This window comes from Mesorhizobium sp. B2-4-1 (genome assembly GCF_006442185.1).
In the GTDB taxonomy this organism is placed as follows: domain Bacteria; phylum Pseudomonadota; class Alphaproteobacteria; order Rhizobiales; family Rhizobiaceae; genus Mesorhizobium.
Window position 1 is genome coordinate 13,974 of record NZ_VFVN01000008.1, and the last position, 16,085, is coordinate 30,058.

General features: G+C 62.7%; 17 protein-coding genes. 10 read left to right on the forward strand and 7 right to left on the reverse strand.

Annotated features, from left to right (window positions below):
• Window positions 1-12 precede the first annotated feature (12 nt).
• From FJ949_RS20405 to hflX, 3 genes are all read left to right on the forward strand, one after another.
• Window positions 13-876, forward strand: coding sequence for a D-amino-acid transaminase (locus FJ949_RS20405; RefSeq protein WP_140498570.1), 864 nt, complete (start codon window positions 13-15; stop codon window positions 874-876).
• 145 nt (window positions 877-1,021) lie between these two features.
• Window positions 1,022-1,267 (forward strand): RNA chaperone Hfq, encoded by a 246-nt coding sequence (hfq, locus tag FJ949_RS20410; protein WP_006202172.1) that lies wholly within the window; start codon window positions 1,022-1,024, stop codon window positions 1,265-1,267.
• Entirely contained in the window at window positions 1,268-2,656 is a 1,389-nt protein-coding gene (gene hflX / locus FJ949_RS20415) for a GTPase HflX (protein ID WP_140498572.1), read from the forward strand.
• Between the two features lie 61 nt (window positions 2,657-2,717).
• Here the strand turns inward: hflX and mazG are convergent, their stop codons facing one another.
• Together mazG and FJ949_RS20425 are read right to left on the reverse strand one after the other, a co-directional pair.
• On the reverse strand, window positions 2,718-3,542 hold the full coding sequence (gene mazG / locus FJ949_RS20420; RefSeq protein WP_140498573.1) for a nucleoside triphosphate pyrophosphohydrolase: 825 nt from the start codon (window positions 3,540-3,542) through the stop codon (window positions 2,718-2,720).
• A gap of 89 nt (window positions 3,543-3,631) precedes the next feature.
• The gene (locus FJ949_RS20425) at window positions 3,632-4,816 is read right to left on the reverse strand and encodes an amino acid aminotransferase (protein ID WP_140498574.1); all 1,185 of its coding nucleotides are present in this window, start codon (window positions 4,814-4,816) and stop codon (window positions 3,632-3,634) included.
• Between the two features lie 205 nt (window positions 4,817-5,021).
• Here FJ949_RS20425 and FJ949_RS20430 point away from each other — a divergent pair, with 205 nt between their 5' ends.
• The 5 genes from FJ949_RS20430 to FJ949_RS20450 all read left to right on the forward strand — a co-directional run bounded on the left by FJ949_RS20430 (window position 5,022) and on the right by FJ949_RS20450 (window position 8,611).
• Window positions 5,022-5,543, forward strand: a complete 522-nt coding sequence (locus tag FJ949_RS20430; protein WP_246671044.1) for a sigma-70 family RNA polymerase sigma factor — start codon at window positions 5,022-5,024, stop codon at window positions 5,541-5,543.
• On the forward strand, window positions 5,540-6,310 hold the full coding sequence (locus FJ949_RS20435) for an anti-sigma factor (RefSeq protein WP_140498576.1): 771 nt from the start codon (window positions 5,540-5,542) through the stop codon (window positions 6,308-6,310). Before FJ949_RS20430 ends, FJ949_RS20435 begins: the two co-directional genes overlap by 4 nt.
• Before the next feature lie 23 nt (window positions 6,311-6,333).
• A complete protein-coding gene (locus FJ949_RS20440) occupies window positions 6,334-7,050 on the forward strand; it encodes a Bax inhibitor-1/YccA family protein (protein WP_140498577.1) in 717 nt (238 codons plus the stop codon).
• A gap of 205 nt (window positions 7,051-7,255) precedes the next feature.
• Window positions 7,256-8,140: an aldose 1-epimerase family protein gene (locus FJ949_RS20445; protein ID WP_140498578.1), complete on the forward strand. Its 885-nt coding sequence runs from the start codon at window positions 7,256-7,258 to the stop codon at window positions 8,138-8,140.
• 78 nt (window positions 8,141-8,218) lie between these two features.
• Window positions 8,219-8,611 (forward strand): GFA family protein, encoded by a 393-nt coding sequence (locus tag FJ949_RS20450; protein WP_140498579.1) that lies wholly within the window; start codon window positions 8,219-8,221, stop codon window positions 8,609-8,611.
• 48 nt (window positions 8,612-8,659) lie between these two features.
• Here FJ949_RS20450 and FJ949_RS20455 read toward each other — a convergent pair whose 3' ends face one another.
• Window positions 8,660-10,177, reverse strand: coding sequence for a winged helix-turn-helix domain-containing tetratricopeptide repeat protein (locus FJ949_RS20455; RefSeq protein WP_181172127.1), 1,518 nt, complete (start codon window positions 10,175-10,177; stop codon window positions 8,660-8,662).
• Window positions 10,178-10,312: 135 nt separating this feature from the next.
• On the opposite strand from FJ949_RS20455, the gene FJ949_RS20460 reads away from it, so the two are divergent.
• Complete coding sequence (locus FJ949_RS20460; RefSeq protein ID WP_181171999.1) at window positions 10,313-10,573, forward strand: DUF1127 domain-containing protein; 261 nt, start codon at window positions 10,313-10,315, stop codon at window positions 10,571-10,573.
• A gap of 358 nt (window positions 10,574-10,931) precedes the next feature.
• A complete protein-coding gene (locus tag FJ949_RS20465) occupies window positions 10,932-11,699 on the forward strand; it encodes a putative nucleotide-diphospho-sugar transferase (RefSeq protein ID WP_210239544.1) in 768 nt (255 codons plus the stop codon).
• 377 nt (window positions 11,700-12,076) lie between these two features.
• On the opposite strand, the gene FJ949_RS20470 is transcribed toward FJ949_RS20465, so the two are convergent.
• The 4 genes from FJ949_RS20470 to metG all read right to left on the reverse strand — a co-directional run bounded on the left by FJ949_RS20470 (window position 12,077) and on the right by metG (window position 16,015).
• Window positions 12,077-12,562, reverse strand: a complete 486-nt coding sequence (locus tag FJ949_RS20470) for a heme-binding protein (protein WP_140498580.1) — start codon at window positions 12,560-12,562, stop codon at window positions 12,077-12,079.
• Between the two features lie 280 nt (window positions 12,563-12,842).
• Entirely contained in the window at window positions 12,843-13,664 is an 822-nt protein-coding gene (locus FJ949_RS20475) for an MBL fold metallo-hydrolase (protein ID WP_140498581.1), read from the reverse strand.
• Between the two features lie 3 nt (window positions 13,665-13,667).
• On the reverse strand, window positions 13,668-14,462 hold the full coding sequence (locus tag FJ949_RS20480) for a TatD family hydrolase (protein ID WP_140498582.1): 795 nt from the start codon (window positions 14,460-14,462) through the stop codon (window positions 13,668-13,670).
• Window positions 14,462-16,015 (reverse strand): methionine--tRNA ligase, encoded by a 1,554-nt coding sequence (gene metG / locus FJ949_RS20485; protein ID WP_140498583.1) that lies wholly within the window; start codon window positions 16,013-16,015, stop codon window positions 14,462-14,464. Before metG ends, FJ949_RS20480 begins: the two co-directional genes overlap by 1 nt.
• Window positions 16,016-16,085 lie beyond the last annotated feature (70 nt).

Here is a 16,085-nt window from a genome sequence, read left to right on the forward strand (position 1 = left end):
CCGAGGTGACAAATGCCGCGTATTGCCTATGTGAACGGGCGCTACACCGCTCATGCCGATGCCGCTGTGCATATCGAAGACCGTGGCTACCAGTTCGCCGACGGCGTTTACGAGGTCTGCGAAGTGGCGCGCGGCTTCATCGTGGACATGCCGCGTCACCTCGCCCGGCTGAACCGTTCGCTGAGCGAGCTGTCGATCGGCTGGCCCGTCACCCCAGGCGTCCTGCCGCTCATCATGCGCGAAGTGGTCAATCGCAACCATGTCGTCAACGGCCTGGTTTACGTTCAGGTCACACGCGGCGTCGCCAGCCGCGACTTCGCCTTCCCCTCGGCTGATACCAGGCCGTCGCTGGTGATCACCGCCAGGAAGCTGGATCCCGCTGCTGGAGCCAAGCGGGCCGAGACCGGTATCGCCGTCATCACCGTGCCCGAGAATCGCTGGGATCGCGTCGACATCAAGAGCACCGGCCTGCTAGCCAATGTGTTGGCCAAGCAGAAGGCCAAGGAAGCTGGCGCGCAGGAAGCCTGGTTCGTGGATACGGACGGCAACGTCAAGGAAGGCGGGTCGTCGAATGCCTGGATCGTCACCAGGGACGGCGTTCTGGTCACCAGGCCCGCCGAGCACGGTATTCTGCGCGGCATAACCCGCACCACCATGTTTGAAGTGGCGGCCAAGCTCGGACTCAAGATCGAGGAACGCGGTTTTTCCGTCGCCGAGGCCAAGGCGGCGAGGGAGGCTTTCATCAGTTCCGCGACCACGATCGCCATGCCGGTCGTGGCCATAGACGGCGACCCGATCGCCAACGGCCACCCCGGCTCGATAACACTTTCGTTGCGGCAAGCCTTTTTTGACATTGCGGAAAAAAGTCCAGCCTGATAACCGCACAGGTGGAATGAACATCAATATATCTCGTTCTGCTTGTCGTTACTGACGACAAGACGGTGTTTGCGCGCTTGACATGTGCTGGTTAATTTGGCGCATTGGCCTGCAAACCGAAGGGGATCGGCGAAAGACAAGAACAATGGCGGAACGATCGCAAAACCTTCAGGACCTGTTCCTGAACTCTGTTCGCAAGAGCAAGAACCCGCTCACCATCTTTCTCATCAACGGCGTGAAGCTGACCGGCGTCGTCACTTCATTCGACAATTTCTGCGTCCTGCTGCGCCGCGACGGCCACTCCCAGCTCGTCTACAAGCACGCCATTTCCACGATCATGCCGAGCCAGCCGGTTCAGATGTTCGATGGCGAGGAAAGCCAGGGCGCCTGATTGGCACGTGAGAAGGACCCGGACCGCAGCGTTCGCGGAAAATCAGCACATCAGCCGGGGACGGAGGCCGAGGGTCCGACCCGGGCAGTTGTCATCGTGCCGGTGCTTACCCGCCAGCCGCGCGGCGAGGACGACACCAACCGTCCGCGGCTGACGCGCTCAGCCGAGGCCCGTCACGACGAGGCGGTCGGTCTTGCCCGCGCCATCGATCTCGATCTGATCCACACGGCCGTGGTTACCGTCAACGATCCACGTCCGGCGACCTTGCTCGGCAGCGGCAAGGTCGAGGAGTTGGCGGAGATCGTCAAGGAAGGGCATGCGGAGGTGGTCATCGTCGATCATCCGCTGACGCCGGTGCAGCAGCGCAACCTCGAGAAGGAATTCAACGCCAAGGTGCTGGACCGCACCGGGCTGATCCTCGAGATCTTCGGCGAGCGCGCCCGCACCAAGGAAGGCACGCTGCAGGTCGAGCTTGCCCATCTCAACTACCAGAAGGGCCGGCTGGTGCGCAGCTGGACCCACCTCGAGCGCCAGCGCGGCGGCGCCGGCTTCCTCGGCGGCCCCGGCGAAACCCAGATCGAATCGGACCGGCGCGTCCTGCAGGACAAGATCGTCAAGCTGAAGCACGAGTTGGAGACGGTGCGCCGCACCCGCGACCTGCATCGTGCCAAGCGCAAGAAGGTGCCGTTTCCGGTGGTGGCCATCGTCGGCTACACCAATGCCGGAAAATCGACGCTGTTCAACAAGCTGACCGGGGCAGGGGTGCTGGCGCAGGACATGCTGTTCGCCACGCTCGATCCGACGCTGCGCCGCGTGCGGCTGCCGCACGGCACGCCGATCATCCTCTCGGACACGGTCGGCTTCATCTCGGACCTGCCGACGCATCTCATCGCGGCTTTCCGCGCCACGCTTGAAGAGGTGGTCGAGGCGGATCTCATCATCCATTTGCGCGACATCTCCGATCCTGACACATCCGCCCAGGCCGAGGACGTCGAGCGCATCCTGGCCGATCTCGGCGTCGACGCCGGCGATACCAAGCGGGTCATCGAAGTCTGGAACAAGGTCGACCTGCTCGATGAAGGCAATCGCGCACGGCTGCTTGCCGAGAGTACGGATGCCAAGGCGCCTCCCGTCGCCATATCGGCTGTCACGGGCGAAGGCATCGACGCGCTGAACGCGATCATCGAGACACGCATGTCCGGCGAGCTTGAAGATCTGACGGTGACGATCGGGCCGGCGCAGTTCGGCCTTGTCGACTGGCTTTACCGCAATGGCGATGTCGTTTCGCGAACCGACAATGACGACGGCAGCGCCACCATCTCCCTCAAGGCCACGCAAAGTGCCCGCGAAGAGATCGAAAGCAGATTGCGTCGCAAGAACAACGGCTGAAGGGATTCCAGGAAAAACGCTGGGCGTTATTCCGCCCGAGGCTGCGTGATGACGAAGAGCTCTACTTCGTGCCTTTTGCTTCCTGCCAGAGCGCTTCCATTTCGTCCAGATCAGCCTTTTCCAGCGAGCTGCCGGATTTCTCCAGGGCCTGCTCGACATAGTGGAAGCGCGAACGGAATTTCTCGTTGGTGCCGCTTAGCGCTGCTTCCGAATCGAGCTTCAGGTGACGGCCGAGATTCACGACGGCAAACAGCATATCGCCGAATTCATCCTTGATCTCCGCGGTTTGGCCTTTGGCCAGCGCCTCGCGCAATTCGCGGATCTCTTCCTCGATCTTGTCGAGGATGGGGGCTGCCTCGCTCCAGTCGAAACCGACGCGGGCGGCCTTCTCCTGAAGCTTCAATGCCCGCGTCAGTGCGGGCAGGGCGACCGGCACGCTGTCCAGAAACCCCTTGCCGTTGTCTTCCGGGTCGAGTCCGCGCGCGAGACGGGCGCTACGCTTCTCGGTCTTCTCTTGTGCCTTGATCTTCTCCCACATGCCCTTGGCCATGCCGGCACTGCGGGCCTGTTCGTCGCCGAAGACGTGTGGATGGCGGCGGATCATCTTCGTGGTGATGGCCTGGACCACGTCGCCGAAAGCGAACTCGCCGGCTTCCTCAGCCATCCGCGCGTGGTACACGACCTGCAAAAGGAGATCGCCGAGTTCGTCGCGCAGATCGTCGAGATCGCCGCGCGCGATGGCGTCGGCCACCTCATAGGCCTCCTCGATCGTGTAAGGCGCGATGGTCGAGAAATCCTGTTCGATATCCCAGGGACAGCCGGTCTTTGGCGCACGCAGCGCCGCCATGATTTCGATCAGGCGCGAAATGTCTTTCGATGGCTTCATGCGGCGGATGCTATCGCGCGGTCCGCCGCGCGGCCAATGCTGTCGGCGGGCGAAGCGGGCTTGTCCACAACTGCGCCGGACAAGTCCAGTCAGTCGAGCACGGAAACGATCGCCTTGGCGAGCTTGTCCATGCCGTCTTCCGGCAGGCCGGCGACATTGATGCGGCTGTCGCCGACCATGTAGACGCCATATTCCGCGCGCAGCCGTTCGACCTGCGCTTCCGTGAGCCCAAGCCGGGAAAACATGCCGCGATGGCTGGCGACGAAATCGAAGCGGTCGGAATTGGACTGCCGGCGCAGCGCCTCAGCGAATTGCACCCGAAGCCTGAGCATGCGCAGGCGCATCTCCTCGAGCTCGGCTTCCCAGTCCGCGCGCAAGACCGCGTCCTCGAGCACGATGCGCACTGCCGCTGCGCCGTGGTCCGGCGGCATCGAATACATGGCACGAGCCGCCGACAGCATCTGGCCCAGCGCCACGTCGGCCTGCGCGCTGTCCCTGGCCAGGATCATCGCCGCGCCGACACGGTCGCGGTAGACGGCGAAGTTCTTCGAGCAGCTGGACGCGACGACCATTTCCGGAACTTTTTCGGCCAGCAGCCGCAGTCCGCCGGCATCGGCCTCGAGGCCATCGCCAAAGCCCTGATAGGCAATGTCGACAAACGGCAGCAGGCCGCGCTCGACGACGAGATCGGTGACAGCGGCCCACTGCGCGATGTCCAGATTGGCGCCGGTCGGGTTGTGGCAGCAGCCATGCAGCAGCACCACGTCGCCGCCCTTCGCCGTGCGCAGTGCTGCCAGCATGTCGTCGAAGCGAACGGCGCCCGATGTCGCGTCGAAATAGGGATATTCACGGATTTGCAGCCCGGCGGCGCGCATCACTGGCATGTGGTTCGGCCAGGTGGGATCGGACAACCAGACCGTCGCATCGGCGCGGGTTCGCTTCAAAAGCTCGGCCACCAGCCGCAACGCGCCGGAGCCGCCCGGCGCCTGCGCGGCACGGATCCGCGTCATGTCTGCGTCCGCACCGAAGGCGAGCCTGGCCATCACGGTATTGAACCCGGTGTCGCCGGCGAGGCCGAGATAAGTCTTGGTGTCCTGACCCTGCAGCAGCCGCTTCTCCGCCTCGCGCACGGCCCGCATGACCGGCGTCTTGCCGTCGCGATCCTTGTAGACGCCGACACCGAGGTCGACCTTGTCGGGTCGAGGATCGGCACGATAGAGGCCGATCAGGGCAAGGATCTTGTCGGCGGCAGCCGGCTGAAGGTTTTCAAACATCTGCATGGTTCCGTTGGCGCGGCGGAGTGATACGCAAATCGAACCCCTTGCACCAGCGGTTTTAACTCGCGCCAGCCTGAATCGCATAGCCTGGCATCGCTGCGAGCCACCTCCGCGGCTGCATATCTGCGGCGTTTCGCGAAAAAATCTGCAGGGCCGGGATTAAAACCCCCACATGTTCCGTAAACAGGGCATGAAACGGTCGATGCCACGCTTCGATATCGTCGGACAACTCGGTTCGCTCAGGCGTTACGCGCGCTCGCTGACGCGCGACGGTGCCGATGCCGAGGATCTCGTGCATGACGCTCTTGTGCGCGCCTATGAGCGGCGCGGCACCTTCCGCTCGGGCGGAAATTTGCGCGCCTGGCTGCTGTCCATCGTCCACAACACGTTCGTCGACCGCATGCGCTCGCGACGCTCTGAAGCAGCGCGCATCGAACAGGCTGGATACCTTGCGGATGGCAGCGCGCCGGCGCCGCAGGAGCATTCGGTGCGCCTGGGCCAGGTGCGCGATGCTTTTTTCAGCCTGCCCGAAGAACAGCGCTCGGCCCTGCATCTCGTCGCCATTGAGGGCCTTTCCTACAGCCAGGCGGCCGATGCCAGCGGCGTGCCACTCGGAACGCTGATGTCGCGCATCGGTAGGGCGCGCGCCGCGCTTCGGAAGATGGAGGAGGGGGCTCCGACGAAGGCGAAAAATCACCTCAGGATTGTTGGAGGCCCGTCATGACAGGAACTATCGACCCCGTGACGGACGCTGATCTCGACGCCTATGTCGACGATCAGCTCGACGTCTCGCGCCGTATCGAAGTCGAGGCCTTCCTCTCCGCCCGGCCGGAAGAGGCCGCGCGTGTGATGTCGGATCTCAGGATGCGGGACGAACTGCGCGTGGCGCTGGCCGGATCAGGCATGGCGAGGCCGGTGACGACCGATGCCGCGCGGCGCCTGGAGAGGGGACTTGCCCGGGGCCGCATCTTCGGCGTCTTGCAACGTGCCGCGGCGGTGGCCGCTTTCGTCGCTGCCGGCTGGCTGGCTAACGGCATCGTCGGGCCGATGTCTGTGACCAGGGTCGTCGCCTCGCCGCAGCCGCCCGCCTATGTCGACGAGGCGGTGCGCGCGCACAGGACGACCCTTGTGCGCGAAAGCATGTCTTCGCAGGCCGAGGCGCCAAACTACAATGCCGGCGAAATCCGCGCGGCGACGGCCATCGTCATGCCGTCCTTGCCCAAGGACTGGAAGGTCCGCGACGTGCAGGTCTATCCATCGCGCTTCGGCCCCAGCGTCGAGATGGCGGTCGAGACCAAGGAGATGGGCCTGGTGTCGCTGTTCGCGATACGGCCGGGAACCTTCGACGTGGTCAAGCCGACCGTCGCGCCCTCGGGCGACATTTCCTCGGCCTATTTCCAGATCGGCGAGGTCGCTTATGCGGTGGTCGCGCAGGGCGAGGTGCGGGACCTCGACCGCGCCGCCGAGACGCTTGCCAGAACGCTTTACTGATCCGTTCACAAAGGAGAATGCAAATGAACACGCCCAATCTGGGATACCGCGTCGGCGCCGGCGCCCAAAGCGGCGCCCTCTACGACGAGGGCCTGCGCCAGCACATGCTGCGCGTCTACAACTATATGGGCCTCGGCCTCGTGGTCACCGGCCTCGTCGCGTTCATGGTGTCGTCGACGCCCGCGCTCTACGTGCCAATCTTTTCCAGCCCGCTGAAATGGGTGGTGATGCTGGCGCCGCTCGCCTTCGTCCTGCTGTTCTCGTTCAAGATGCAGACGATGTCGGCGGCAAGCGCGCAGGCGATGTTCTGGGCCTTCTGTGCGGTCATGGGTCTGTCGTTGGCCTCCGTCTTCCTGGTTTTCACCGGAACCAGCATCGCGCGCACCTTCTTCATCGCCGCCACCATGTTCGGCGCCACCAGCCTCTACGGCTACACGACCCGGCGTGACCTGACCCAGTTCTCGTCCTTTCTGATCATGGGCCTGATCGGCGTGGTGATTGCCAGCATCGTCAACATCTTTCTCGGCTCGACCGCTTTGCAGTTCGCCATCTCGGTGATCGGCATCGCCGTGTTCATCGGCCTGACCGCCTGGGACACGCAGTCGATCAAGGAACAGTATGCGGAGAACTTCGACGCGGAGTCGCGGCAGAAGCTGGCCGTTTTCGGCGCCTTCTCGCTCTACCTCAACTTCGTCAACATCTTTCAGCTGTTGCTGAACTTCACCGGCGAGCGGGAATAGTCCGAACCGTAGCAGGCAACACCTTGCATCTTGCCTTGGCCGGAGGGAAATCTCCGGCCACTCTTCATTTGAGACGGCGCCTGGCCCGCTTGTGCCATCGCACGTTCATCGTGACTGTGTGAAACGCAATGCAAACCGCCGCCTTGAGTTCACGCCTGGCCATTTGCTAGCCTGCCGGCCAAGCAAAGACAAACCGCGAGAACATATGGCACAGGACAGCCAGACACTTCATGGCGACGACATCTCGGCCGTTATAGTCGGGCAGGGGGCCGAACTGGTCTCGCTGCGGGATGCGGATGGGCTGGAGCTTGTGTGGCAGGCCGGACCGGCCTGGCGCCGTCATTCCCCGGTGTTGTTTCCGATCGTCGGCCGGCTGAAGGGCGACCAACTGCGCCATCGCGGCCAGACCTATCCGATGACGCAGCACGGCTTCGCCCGCGATAAGTCGTTTGCCTGGGCGGAGAGGGGTTCTCGGTCCTGCATGCTGGTGCTCACCGACGACGCGGAGACCCGAACGCACTACCCCTTCGCCTTCCGTCTGGCGGTAACCTACACTCTCGACGGCCGGCAGCTTGGCGTCACGTTCGAGATCACCAACACCGGCGACGAGCCGCTACCGGCGTCGATCGGGGCGCACCCGGCATTCAACTGGCCGCTGCTGCCGGACCTGCCCAAGGAGGCCTACCGCCTGACCTTTGCAAAGCCCGAGCATGCGCCGATCCGCCGTCTCAAAAACGGGTTACTGCTGGCGGCAAGGCAGCCGACGCCCATCGAGGGCAACATTCTCGCTTTGTCGGATCGGCTGTTTGACGAGGATGCCTTGATCCTGGACCAGCCTTCCAGCACCGCTGTGCGTTACGGTGCCGATCGTGGTCCGGCGATCGAGATGCATTGGAACGGATTCCGGGAATTGGGCGTCTGGTCAAAGCCGGGCGGCGCGCCATTCCTCTGCATCGAACCCTGGCACGGCCTCGCCAGCCCGGTGGATTTCGATGGCGAATTCGCCGACAAGCCAGGAGTGATGCTGATCGAGCCGGCCGGAAGGCGCGTGCTCGGCTATCGGATCGAACTTCAACCGCAGACGCATTAGCTGAAAGGCTGGCGTCGCGTTCATGGATGGTGGAGTTGTTCGTAAACATCCAGCTCGCTTGATTTGGAGGAATGCAGCATGGACCGATTCACCGGCGGTTGCCTGTGCGGCAACGTCCGAATTGTGGCGACTGGACGCCCATACCGGGTGGGCCTTTGTCACTGTCTCGACTGCCGCAAGCATCACGGGGCGCTTTTTCATGCTTCCGCGATTTTCCCTCAGGATGCGGTGACGATCGATGGCGAAACCCGTGACTACGCCGGGCGGTTCTTCTGTCCCCGTTGCGGCTCGACCATTTTTGGTCGCACCGCCGACGAAATCGAAGTGAACCTGGGATCCCTGGATGCCCCGGACCAACTGACGCCAACGTACGAAAGCTGGATCGTCCGTCGCGAAACCTGGTTGCCGCCGTTTCCGCTCACGAGACGATATGAGCGCGATCGTGACGCCACGGGTCGGTTCGAAGAGTAGGCGGCACGAACGGCGGGAAGGCGCCATGACCAAGGGACCGGCGGCGCTTCAATCCGGAAGGCCGGCCTTGCGGAAGCCATCGACGAAATGGTCGAGCATCGCCGGATCGCGGAAGGGCTCCGTCCAGACCCAATGGCTGGTGGTGAAATGCGGATTGCCGACGAGGAACAGTTCGACTTCCGCGCGCGCCTCGTCGAGCCGGCCGAGCTGCGCGAGGCTGGCCGCCAGGAAGCGGCGTGAGCTGGTGCGGTAAGTCTCGTCCCGGCGCAGTGTCTTGACGGCGGCTTTGTAGTCGCGCGCCGCATATTGCGCCGCGCCGAGTGTCAGATGGTACCAGCTTGCCGGAAACGGGTTGAGCCGGAACGCCTTGCGGATCTGTTCGAGTCCTTCCTCGACCCGCCCGGCCAGCACGGAGATGTCAGACAGTGTCGCCCAGGCATCGGCCTCGTTGGGGTCGAGCTCGAACGCCCTGGCGAACTCGGCATCCGCTTCGGCGAAGTCGCGCTCATAGGCAAGCAGGTTGCCGAGCACCCAGCGGCAGCCGGCGTCGTTGGGATCGATCGCCACCGCCTTGCGCGCCAGCTCCAGGGCAATGTGGCGGTTGGGTTCCACCGGTTCGCCCCAATGCACCCATCCCATCCAGTGGTTCATGGCAAGCCAGCGATAGGCTTCGGCATAGTCGGGATCGAGCGCGACCGCGCGCGTCAGCATCAGATGCGCCTCCCGCGCCGTCTGCGGCGAATCGTCGATCAGCTTGCGCGCCCGCACGCACAGATCGTAGGCCTCGAGAGTCTTGGGCCGATTGCGCGGCGGCGGCGCGCGCAGCCGGCCAAGCAGCGCCTCCACGATCTTGGCCGTCACCTCGTCCTGAACGGCAAAGATATCGTCCAGGCCGCGATCGAAGCGTTCCGCCCACAGGTGATCGCCGCTCGCCGCGTCGACCAGCTGGGCGTTGATGCGCACGCGCCCCGCGGCACGTCTTGCGCTGCCCTCCAGGAGGTAGCGCACGCCAAGCTCCCGGGCGATCTCGCGCACGTCCGCCGCCTTTCCCTTGTAGGCGAAGGTGGAATTGCGCGCGATGACGAACAAGCCCGAGGCCCTGGACAGGTCGGTGATCAGGTCTTCGGTCAATCCGTCGGCGAAGGGCTCCTGTTCGGGGTCGTTGCTGAGATTGACGAAGGGGAGCACGGCTATCGACGGTTTGTCGGGCAGCGGCAAAGCTTTTCGGTTCGCGCCATCGAGGGGTTCGACGATCCCCGTGAAGCGGTAGCCGACGCGCGGAACAGTGGTGATCCATTCACCGCCGTCGGCGGACGGACCAAGCAGCTTGCGCAGCTGCGCGATCTGGACGGTGAGATTGCCTTCCTCGACGGCCGTACCCGGCCACGCCGCATCCATCAGCTTGGCCTTGTCGAGGATTTCGCCAGGCCGCCCGACGAGCGCCGCCAACAGCTTCAGCCCGCGGTAGCCGACGGCAACAGGATCATCGTTCCGAAGCAGCGTTCCCGCATCCGGATCAAGCACGAACGGACCGAAGGCAAAGCGCGATCCCTGCATAAGGCGCATCTATAGCCCGTTTGGAACTTTTGAGAACTATTTGGGAGGGCTTAATTACGGCGCTGTTTGCATCCGGCACAATTCAACCTCTTTCAGGTCGAGGTCCCAAGTCGAGGACCCACCCTCAAACCATAGGAGGTTGCCATGAACGATACCCTTGCATCGACGCGGTGTCAGACGGTGCGGCCGAGAATGCCTGTAGTGCTGGCGGAAGCGTCGCGTCGGCACTTGGCGACCCTGCGAAGCATTGTCGCGGCCTGGCACGATCGGACCTGGCGCGAGCGGATACGCTTTCGCTGGGAGCTTGAGCGAATGTCGAAGGACAATCCCCATCTGATCGACGACATCGGATTGACGAGACAACAGGTCGAGGCGGAGCTGGCAAAGCCTTTTTGGGAACGGTAGGCCGAATGCTGCAACCAGAGCGAGCGGAGCTCATTGAAAGTTCTGGGGTAGGGAGGTTGCCTCGAGAAGCCGGGGGCAAACCAGCAGCGCGTCGCCAGATCCAAAGCACGAACTCGCCGAGGTCATCGACCAGGTGGATTCTTACGGCTGCATCATGGCCGGCGAAATGATCTGGTTGAGCGCAAGGACAGGAGTTCCAGACCGCGGCCTCGGCCCAGCTGGCGCCCCTCGTCAACAAAATGGTTGTGGCCCAATGTTTTCTGCGCCGCTACCGATGACTTTATCGCATTGCGAGGCTATTCGGACTTATTGCTATATGCTTGGCGTCTAAATATTCATATCCTAATAAGGCTTCGCGTTGCTCACCCACGTTCTTGATTTGTTCCGGGCCACCAAACACAGGCACCGGGAAATGCTCGCTCCCTTCCCGATAAACCCACAGCCGTCCGGCAACCCGGACAAGGCCGGTGAAATCGTGGCGTTCTTTACGATCAACTCCTTCTATGAGACAGAAGCCGCTCGCATGACCGCGTCAGCGTGGCGTCTTGGCCTTTCTGTCCAAGCCCGGCCATTCGCCGACGCTGGATCCTGGGTGCGCAACGCGAGCCTGAAGCCGACATTCCTTGTCAATATGCGTAGGAGGCTTCAGGGACCGCTGCTGTATGTGGACGTCGACACGGTCTTCCATCATGATCCCTGGCCGGAGCTCGCCGGTTTTGATTGCGACATCGCGGTCTATCGCGAAAGTGGCCGGCTGATGGCTGGAACCATCCTCATCAACGATACGCCGGCTGCTCGCGAGATCCTCGCCTTGTGGAAGAAGCGCAGCGATGAAAACCCGGAAGTCTGGGATCAGGTCGTGCTGCAGGAAATCCTCGACGAAGATCAGGCCTCGGCAAGCCCGCGCTATCGCGAAGGCCAGCTCCCGGCGCCGTTCTGCTGGGTGTTCGACCGCCTTGAGAATGGGAAGCCCGATAAGGTGTATATCGAGCAGCTCCAGGCGAGCCGGGAAATCTATGAGCGGCACGCTCGCGGCAAAGCACGCAGAGGTCTCAACCGTCGGCAGGACCGAGTCCGGACCATTGAGCGCATTCTTGACGAACACAGAGAGCGGCTACGCAGGTAGCCGACGACAGCCATTGCTGCAGCTTCGATGCCCTCGCGGGCGGCGACGAAGCGGCTGCCATGTGGCCCGTGATCTGCAAAGCGTTCATTCCAATTCACCAGTTTAGCAGAACGGGCACCAAAAACCGTGTCAGGAGAGTTGAGGTGGGGAGATTGGCTGCGCACAAGCAGGAGCGACATTCCTACCTTGCCGAAAGTCGCATAAGATAGATTATGGAACTAAGCTTCCAGCTCGGGTCTCAGGATCGGCCGTCGGTTGCCGGTCGAATGCGATCTTACGTCCGCCGGTTCCGGTGTGGAGACAGGGTTCACAGACTGAACCCCGTTCAACGGAGCAGCCCGCCTTGGGCGGGCTGCGTTGGCACATCCTAGGCAAGTTTACTCGGCGGCGCCGATCGCCTTGAGCCCGGCGGCGGCGCATTTGGCGTCGATATCGCCCGAAGGAGCACCGCCGACGCCAATGCCGGCCACCAAGGCATCGCCGAACTTGACCGGCAAGCCGCCAGCCTGGATCACCATGCGAGGATCCATGTCACGCATGCCGTCATTTGCCGGCTTGGAGGCTATGAATTCGGCGAGCCCCGCAGTGTCGCGACCCAAGGCTGCCGCGGTGAAGGCCTTGCCTTCGGCGCTGGATGCGGTGTGTGCGCCGGAATTATCGGCCTTGAGCAGCACTTGCGTCGCGCCGCTCCGCGCCACGATGGCGACGCTGACATTGCTGCCTTCGGCAGCGCAGGCCTCCAGCGCGGCTTGTGCTGCCTTGGTTGCCCGCTCAAGCGGCAAGTAAGGGGCGGTTGGCAATTCCTGCGCTGTGGCAGCGATAGGAGCAAGAAGCGTCACTGTAAGTATGAGTTTGCGAATCATCGGGCCTCTCCTTTCCAACTAACGGGCAAAGGTTAGCGCCTCTTGCTCTCAATGTATATTTTAGGAAGCCATCACATAGACTGCCTGTCAGGCCTGCAATGCAGATCGACAAGCATCCACCGGCCTGACAATGCAATCCTCTTTTGGCATTTTGCAATCTTGAAGCGACAGCGAACTGGCGGCGGCCGTGTGGCGATCCCAGGTGCAAGATCTCGACATCGGACCTGTATCGGCGGCTCGCTGCCAGGCGATCAGTGCCATCAGCTATGAAGAGAATATTCTATCTGTCTGATCTATAACGAATTTCAAGCGCCATGCCATCAAATGCCGGCTCGACATTTGCCGGAGTCTCAGCCATCACGGTAGCGTAGTCCAGCGGCCCATGCATATGGGTCAGCACAGCCTGTTTCGGGGCCAGCCGCTCGATCCACTCAAGCGCCTCGCCGAGCGACAGATGGCTCGGGTGCGTCCTGTACTGAAGCGCGTCCACGATCAGGACATCAAGATTACGCAGCCGCTCGGCGGTGGCAGCCGGAAAATCGCTGATGTCGGGGCAATAGGCTAGTCCGCCGATGCGGAAACCGAGCGATATGATGTCGCCATGGACCTGCGGCAGCGGCTCGAGGGTGAGGGCACCGCCCTCGCCTTCGATCACGACCGGCTTTGTGTGATCGATGATATGGGCGTCGACAATCGGTGGATAGGAACTGCCTGGCGGCGTCTCGAAACAGTAGCCGAAGGCCTGGCGCAGCCGCAGCATCGTTGGCTGGTCGGCATGGATATCGATCCGCTGCCGCTGGTCGAGCACGAAGCCGCGCAAGTCGTCGATGCCGTGGATGTGGTCGGCATGTGGATGGGTGTAGACGACGGCATCGATGCGTTTGACCGAGGCCATCAGCATCTGCTGGCGGAAATCCGGTCCTGTGTCGATGACGACGGTGGTGCGGGCGCCGCTCTCGGCAATCCGCTCGACAAGGGCTGCCGTGCGCATGCGCCGATTTTTCGGATTGTGCGGATCGCAATTGCCCCAGTCGCCGGTGATGCGCGGCGTGCCCGGTGACGAGCCACAGCCGAGAATGGTGAGGCGCAGCCGGTCTGTCATCGTTCAGGCGCTTTGCTCGGCGGGTCGCGGCATCTTGCCGAACAGCCGGAAGAAATTATCGGTCGTCAAAGCTGCGATTTCACCTTCGCTGACGCCGATCGTCTCGGCCAGAACCCTGGCCGTGTGCGCGACATAGGCGGGTTCGTTGCGCTTGCCGCGAAATGGGATCGGCGCGAGATATGGCGCATCGGTCTCCACCAGCAGCCGGTCGTGCGGCAGGTCGGCGGCTATGGCGCGTATTTCGGGCGAATTCTTGAAGGTCAGGATGCCGGAAAACGAAACATAGCCGCCCAGCGAGACGCCGACCTCGGCCAGCCTGCGTCCCGACGAAAAACAGTGCAGGACGAATGGGAAGGCGCCCTTCCCCGTTTCTTCCTCAAGAATATGAGCCATGTCGTCGTCGGCGTCGCGCGAATGGATGACCAGCGGCAGGCCCGTCTCGCGAGCAGCGGCGATGTGGTTGCGCAAACCCTGCGCCTGCGCATCGCGGGGCGCCTTGTCATAGAAATAGTCGAGCCCGGCCTCGCCGATCGCCACCGCCTTTGGATGAGCGGACAGGCGCACGAGATCCGCCGTCGTCACGTCAAGCTCTTCGGCGGCATTGTGCGGATGGGTTCCGACGGAGCAGTACACTTCGTCGAAAGCATCTGCGATTTCAAGTATTTGCTGAAATCGCTTCACGCGCGTCGAAATGGTTACCATGCGGCCGATCCCGGCGGCCAGGGCACGGGCGACGACGGCCGCCCGTTCCTCGGCGAAGTCCGGAAAATCCAGATGGCAGTGGCTGTCGACGAGCATCAGCCGTTCGCTTCCGGCTGATCGACATAACGCGGAAACACGCCTTCTGGCACAGGCAACGCTCTGCCCGGCACAAGCGCATGGTCGGCGTGGAGATGCACGAAATTGCGCTCGTCTGCCGGCACCGCCAGCAGGTCAAGCAGCTTCGCGGCCGATCCTGGAATAAAGGGTTGGCACAGAATCGCCACGCGCCGGACCACCTCGGCCGTTGTCCACAGCACCGTTTGCATGCGCTCGGGGTTGGTCTTCTTCAGTGCCCAGGGTTCCTGTCCGGCGAAATACCGGTCGGCTTCGGCCACCACGCCGAAGATCGACGCCAGCGCCAGATGGATGCCCTGCTCGGCCATTGCCTTGCGCGCGGCGGCAAGAGCGGCCGCCGCCTGATCGAGGATTGCCTTGTCGGCATCCGTCAGCTCGCCGCGCGTCGGCACCACGCCGCCGCAGTTCTTGGCGATCATCGACAGCGAGCGCTGCGCCAGATTGCCGATGCCGTTGGCGAGGTCGGCATTGGTGCGGTTGACGATCGCTTCGTGGCTGTAGCTGCCGTCCTGGCCGAACGGCACCTCGCGCAGGAAGAAATAGCGCACCTGGTCGAGCCCGTAGTGCTCTACCATGGTGAAGGGGTCGATGACGTTGCCGACCGATTTCGACATCTTCTCGCCGCGGTTGAACAGGAAGCCGTGGCCAAAGACGCGCTTCGGCAGCGGAATGCCTGCCGACATCAGGAAGGCCGGCCAGTAGACGGCGTGGAAACGCACGATGTCCTTGCCGATGATGTGCGCATCGGCCGGCCAGAATTTCCAATTATCTGCTTTTTCATCGGGATAGCCGACGCCGGTAATGTAGTTTGTCAGCGCGTCGACCCAGACATACATCACGTGCTTCTCGTCGCCGGGCACCGGCACGCCCCAGTCGAACGTCGTGCGCGAGATCGACAGGTCTTTCAGTCCCGATCTGACGAAGCTCATCACTTCGTTGCGCCGCTCGGCCGGGCCGATGAAATCCGGCTGGCCCTCATAGAGCGCCAGCAGTTTGTCCTGATAGGCCGAGAGCCGGAAGAAATAGCTTTCCTCCTCGACCCATTCGACCGGCGTTCCTTGCGGGCCATAGCGGATATTGTCGGGACGAACCTCGGTTTCCTCCTCGCCGTAATAGGCTTCGTCGCGCACCGAGTACCAGCCGGCATAGCCGCCCTTGTAGATGTCGCCATTGGCGGCCATCGCCTTCCAGATCGCCTGAGAGGCCGCGTAGTGCCGCTCTTCGGTGGTGCGGATGAAATCGTCGTTGGAGGCGTTGAGAGCGGTCGCCATGCGTTTGAACTCGGCCGAATTGCGGTCGGCCAGTTCGCGCGCCGAAATGTCTTCCTTCTTCGCTGTCTGCAGCATCTTGATGCCGTGTTCGTCGGTGCCGGTGAGAAAGAAGACCTGCTTGCCGTCGAGCCGTTGAAAGCGGGCCAGCGCATCGGTGGCGATCAATTCGTAGGCATGGCCGATATGCGGCTTGCCATTGGGGTAAGAGATCGCGGTCGTGACGTAGTATGTATCGCGTGACATGAATGAACCGTCATGAATGTCTGAATGTAAGGCGTGGCGGTGGATATCGCATCGGGGCGGCGATTGCCAT

Excerpts from the sequence above, each read along its gene's own strand:
- FJ949_RS20425 (WP_140498574.1), bottom strand. The coding sequence starts at position 4,816 with ATGTTTGAAAACCTTCAGCCGGCTGCCGCCGACAAGATCCTTGCCCTG.
- FJ949_RS20460 (WP_181171999.1), top strand. The coding sequence starts at position 10,313 with ATGAACGATACCCTTGCATCGACGCGGTGTCAGACGGTGCGGCCGAGA.
- FJ949_RS20435 (WP_140498576.1), top strand. The coding sequence starts at position 5,540 with ATGACAGGAACTATCGACCCCGTGACGGACGCTGATCTCGACGCCTAT.
- FJ949_RS20440 (WP_140498577.1), top strand. The coding sequence starts at position 6,334 with ATGAACACGCCCAATCTGGGATACCGCGTCGGCGCCGGCGCCCAAAGC.
- hfq (WP_006202172.1), top strand. The coding sequence starts at position 1,022 with ATGGCGGAACGATCGCAAAACCTTCAGGACCTGTTCCTGAACTCTGTT.
- FJ949_RS20405 (WP_140498570.1), top strand. The coding sequence starts at position 13 with ATGCCGCGTATTGCCTATGTGAACGGGCGCTACACCGCTCATGCCGAT.
- metG (WP_140498583.1), bottom strand. The coding sequence starts at position 16,015 with ATGTCACGCGATACATACTACGTCACGACCGCGATCTCTTACCCCAAT.
- FJ949_RS20450 (WP_140498579.1), top strand. The coding sequence starts at position 8,219 with ATGGACCGATTCACCGGCGGTTGCCTGTGCGGCAACGTCCGAATTGTG.
- FJ949_RS20470 (WP_140498580.1), bottom strand. The coding sequence starts at position 12,562 with ATGATTCGCAAACTCATACTTACAGTGACGCTTCTTGCTCCTATCGCT.
- mazG (WP_140498573.1), bottom strand. The coding sequence starts at position 3,542 with ATGAAGCCATCGAAAGACATTTCGCGCCTGATCGAAATCATGGCGGCG.
- FJ949_RS20475 (WP_140498581.1), bottom strand. The coding sequence starts at position 13,664 with ATGACAGACCGGCTGCGCCTCACCATTCTCGGCTGTGGCTCGTCACCG.
- FJ949_RS20445 (WP_140498578.1), top strand. The coding sequence starts at position 7,256 with ATGGCACAGGACAGCCAGACACTTCATGGCGACGACATCTCGGCCGTT.
- FJ949_RS20455 (WP_181172127.1), bottom strand. The coding sequence starts at position 10,177 with ATGCGCCTTATGCAGGGATCGCGCTTTGCCTTCGGTCCGTTCGTGCTT.
- FJ949_RS20430 (WP_246671044.1), top strand. The coding sequence starts at position 5,022 with ATGCCACGCTTCGATATCGTCGGACAACTCGGTTCGCTCAGGCGTTAC.
- FJ949_RS20480 (WP_140498582.1), bottom strand. The coding sequence starts at position 14,462 with ATGCTCGTCGACAGCCACTGCCATCTGGATTTTCCGGACTTCGCCGAG.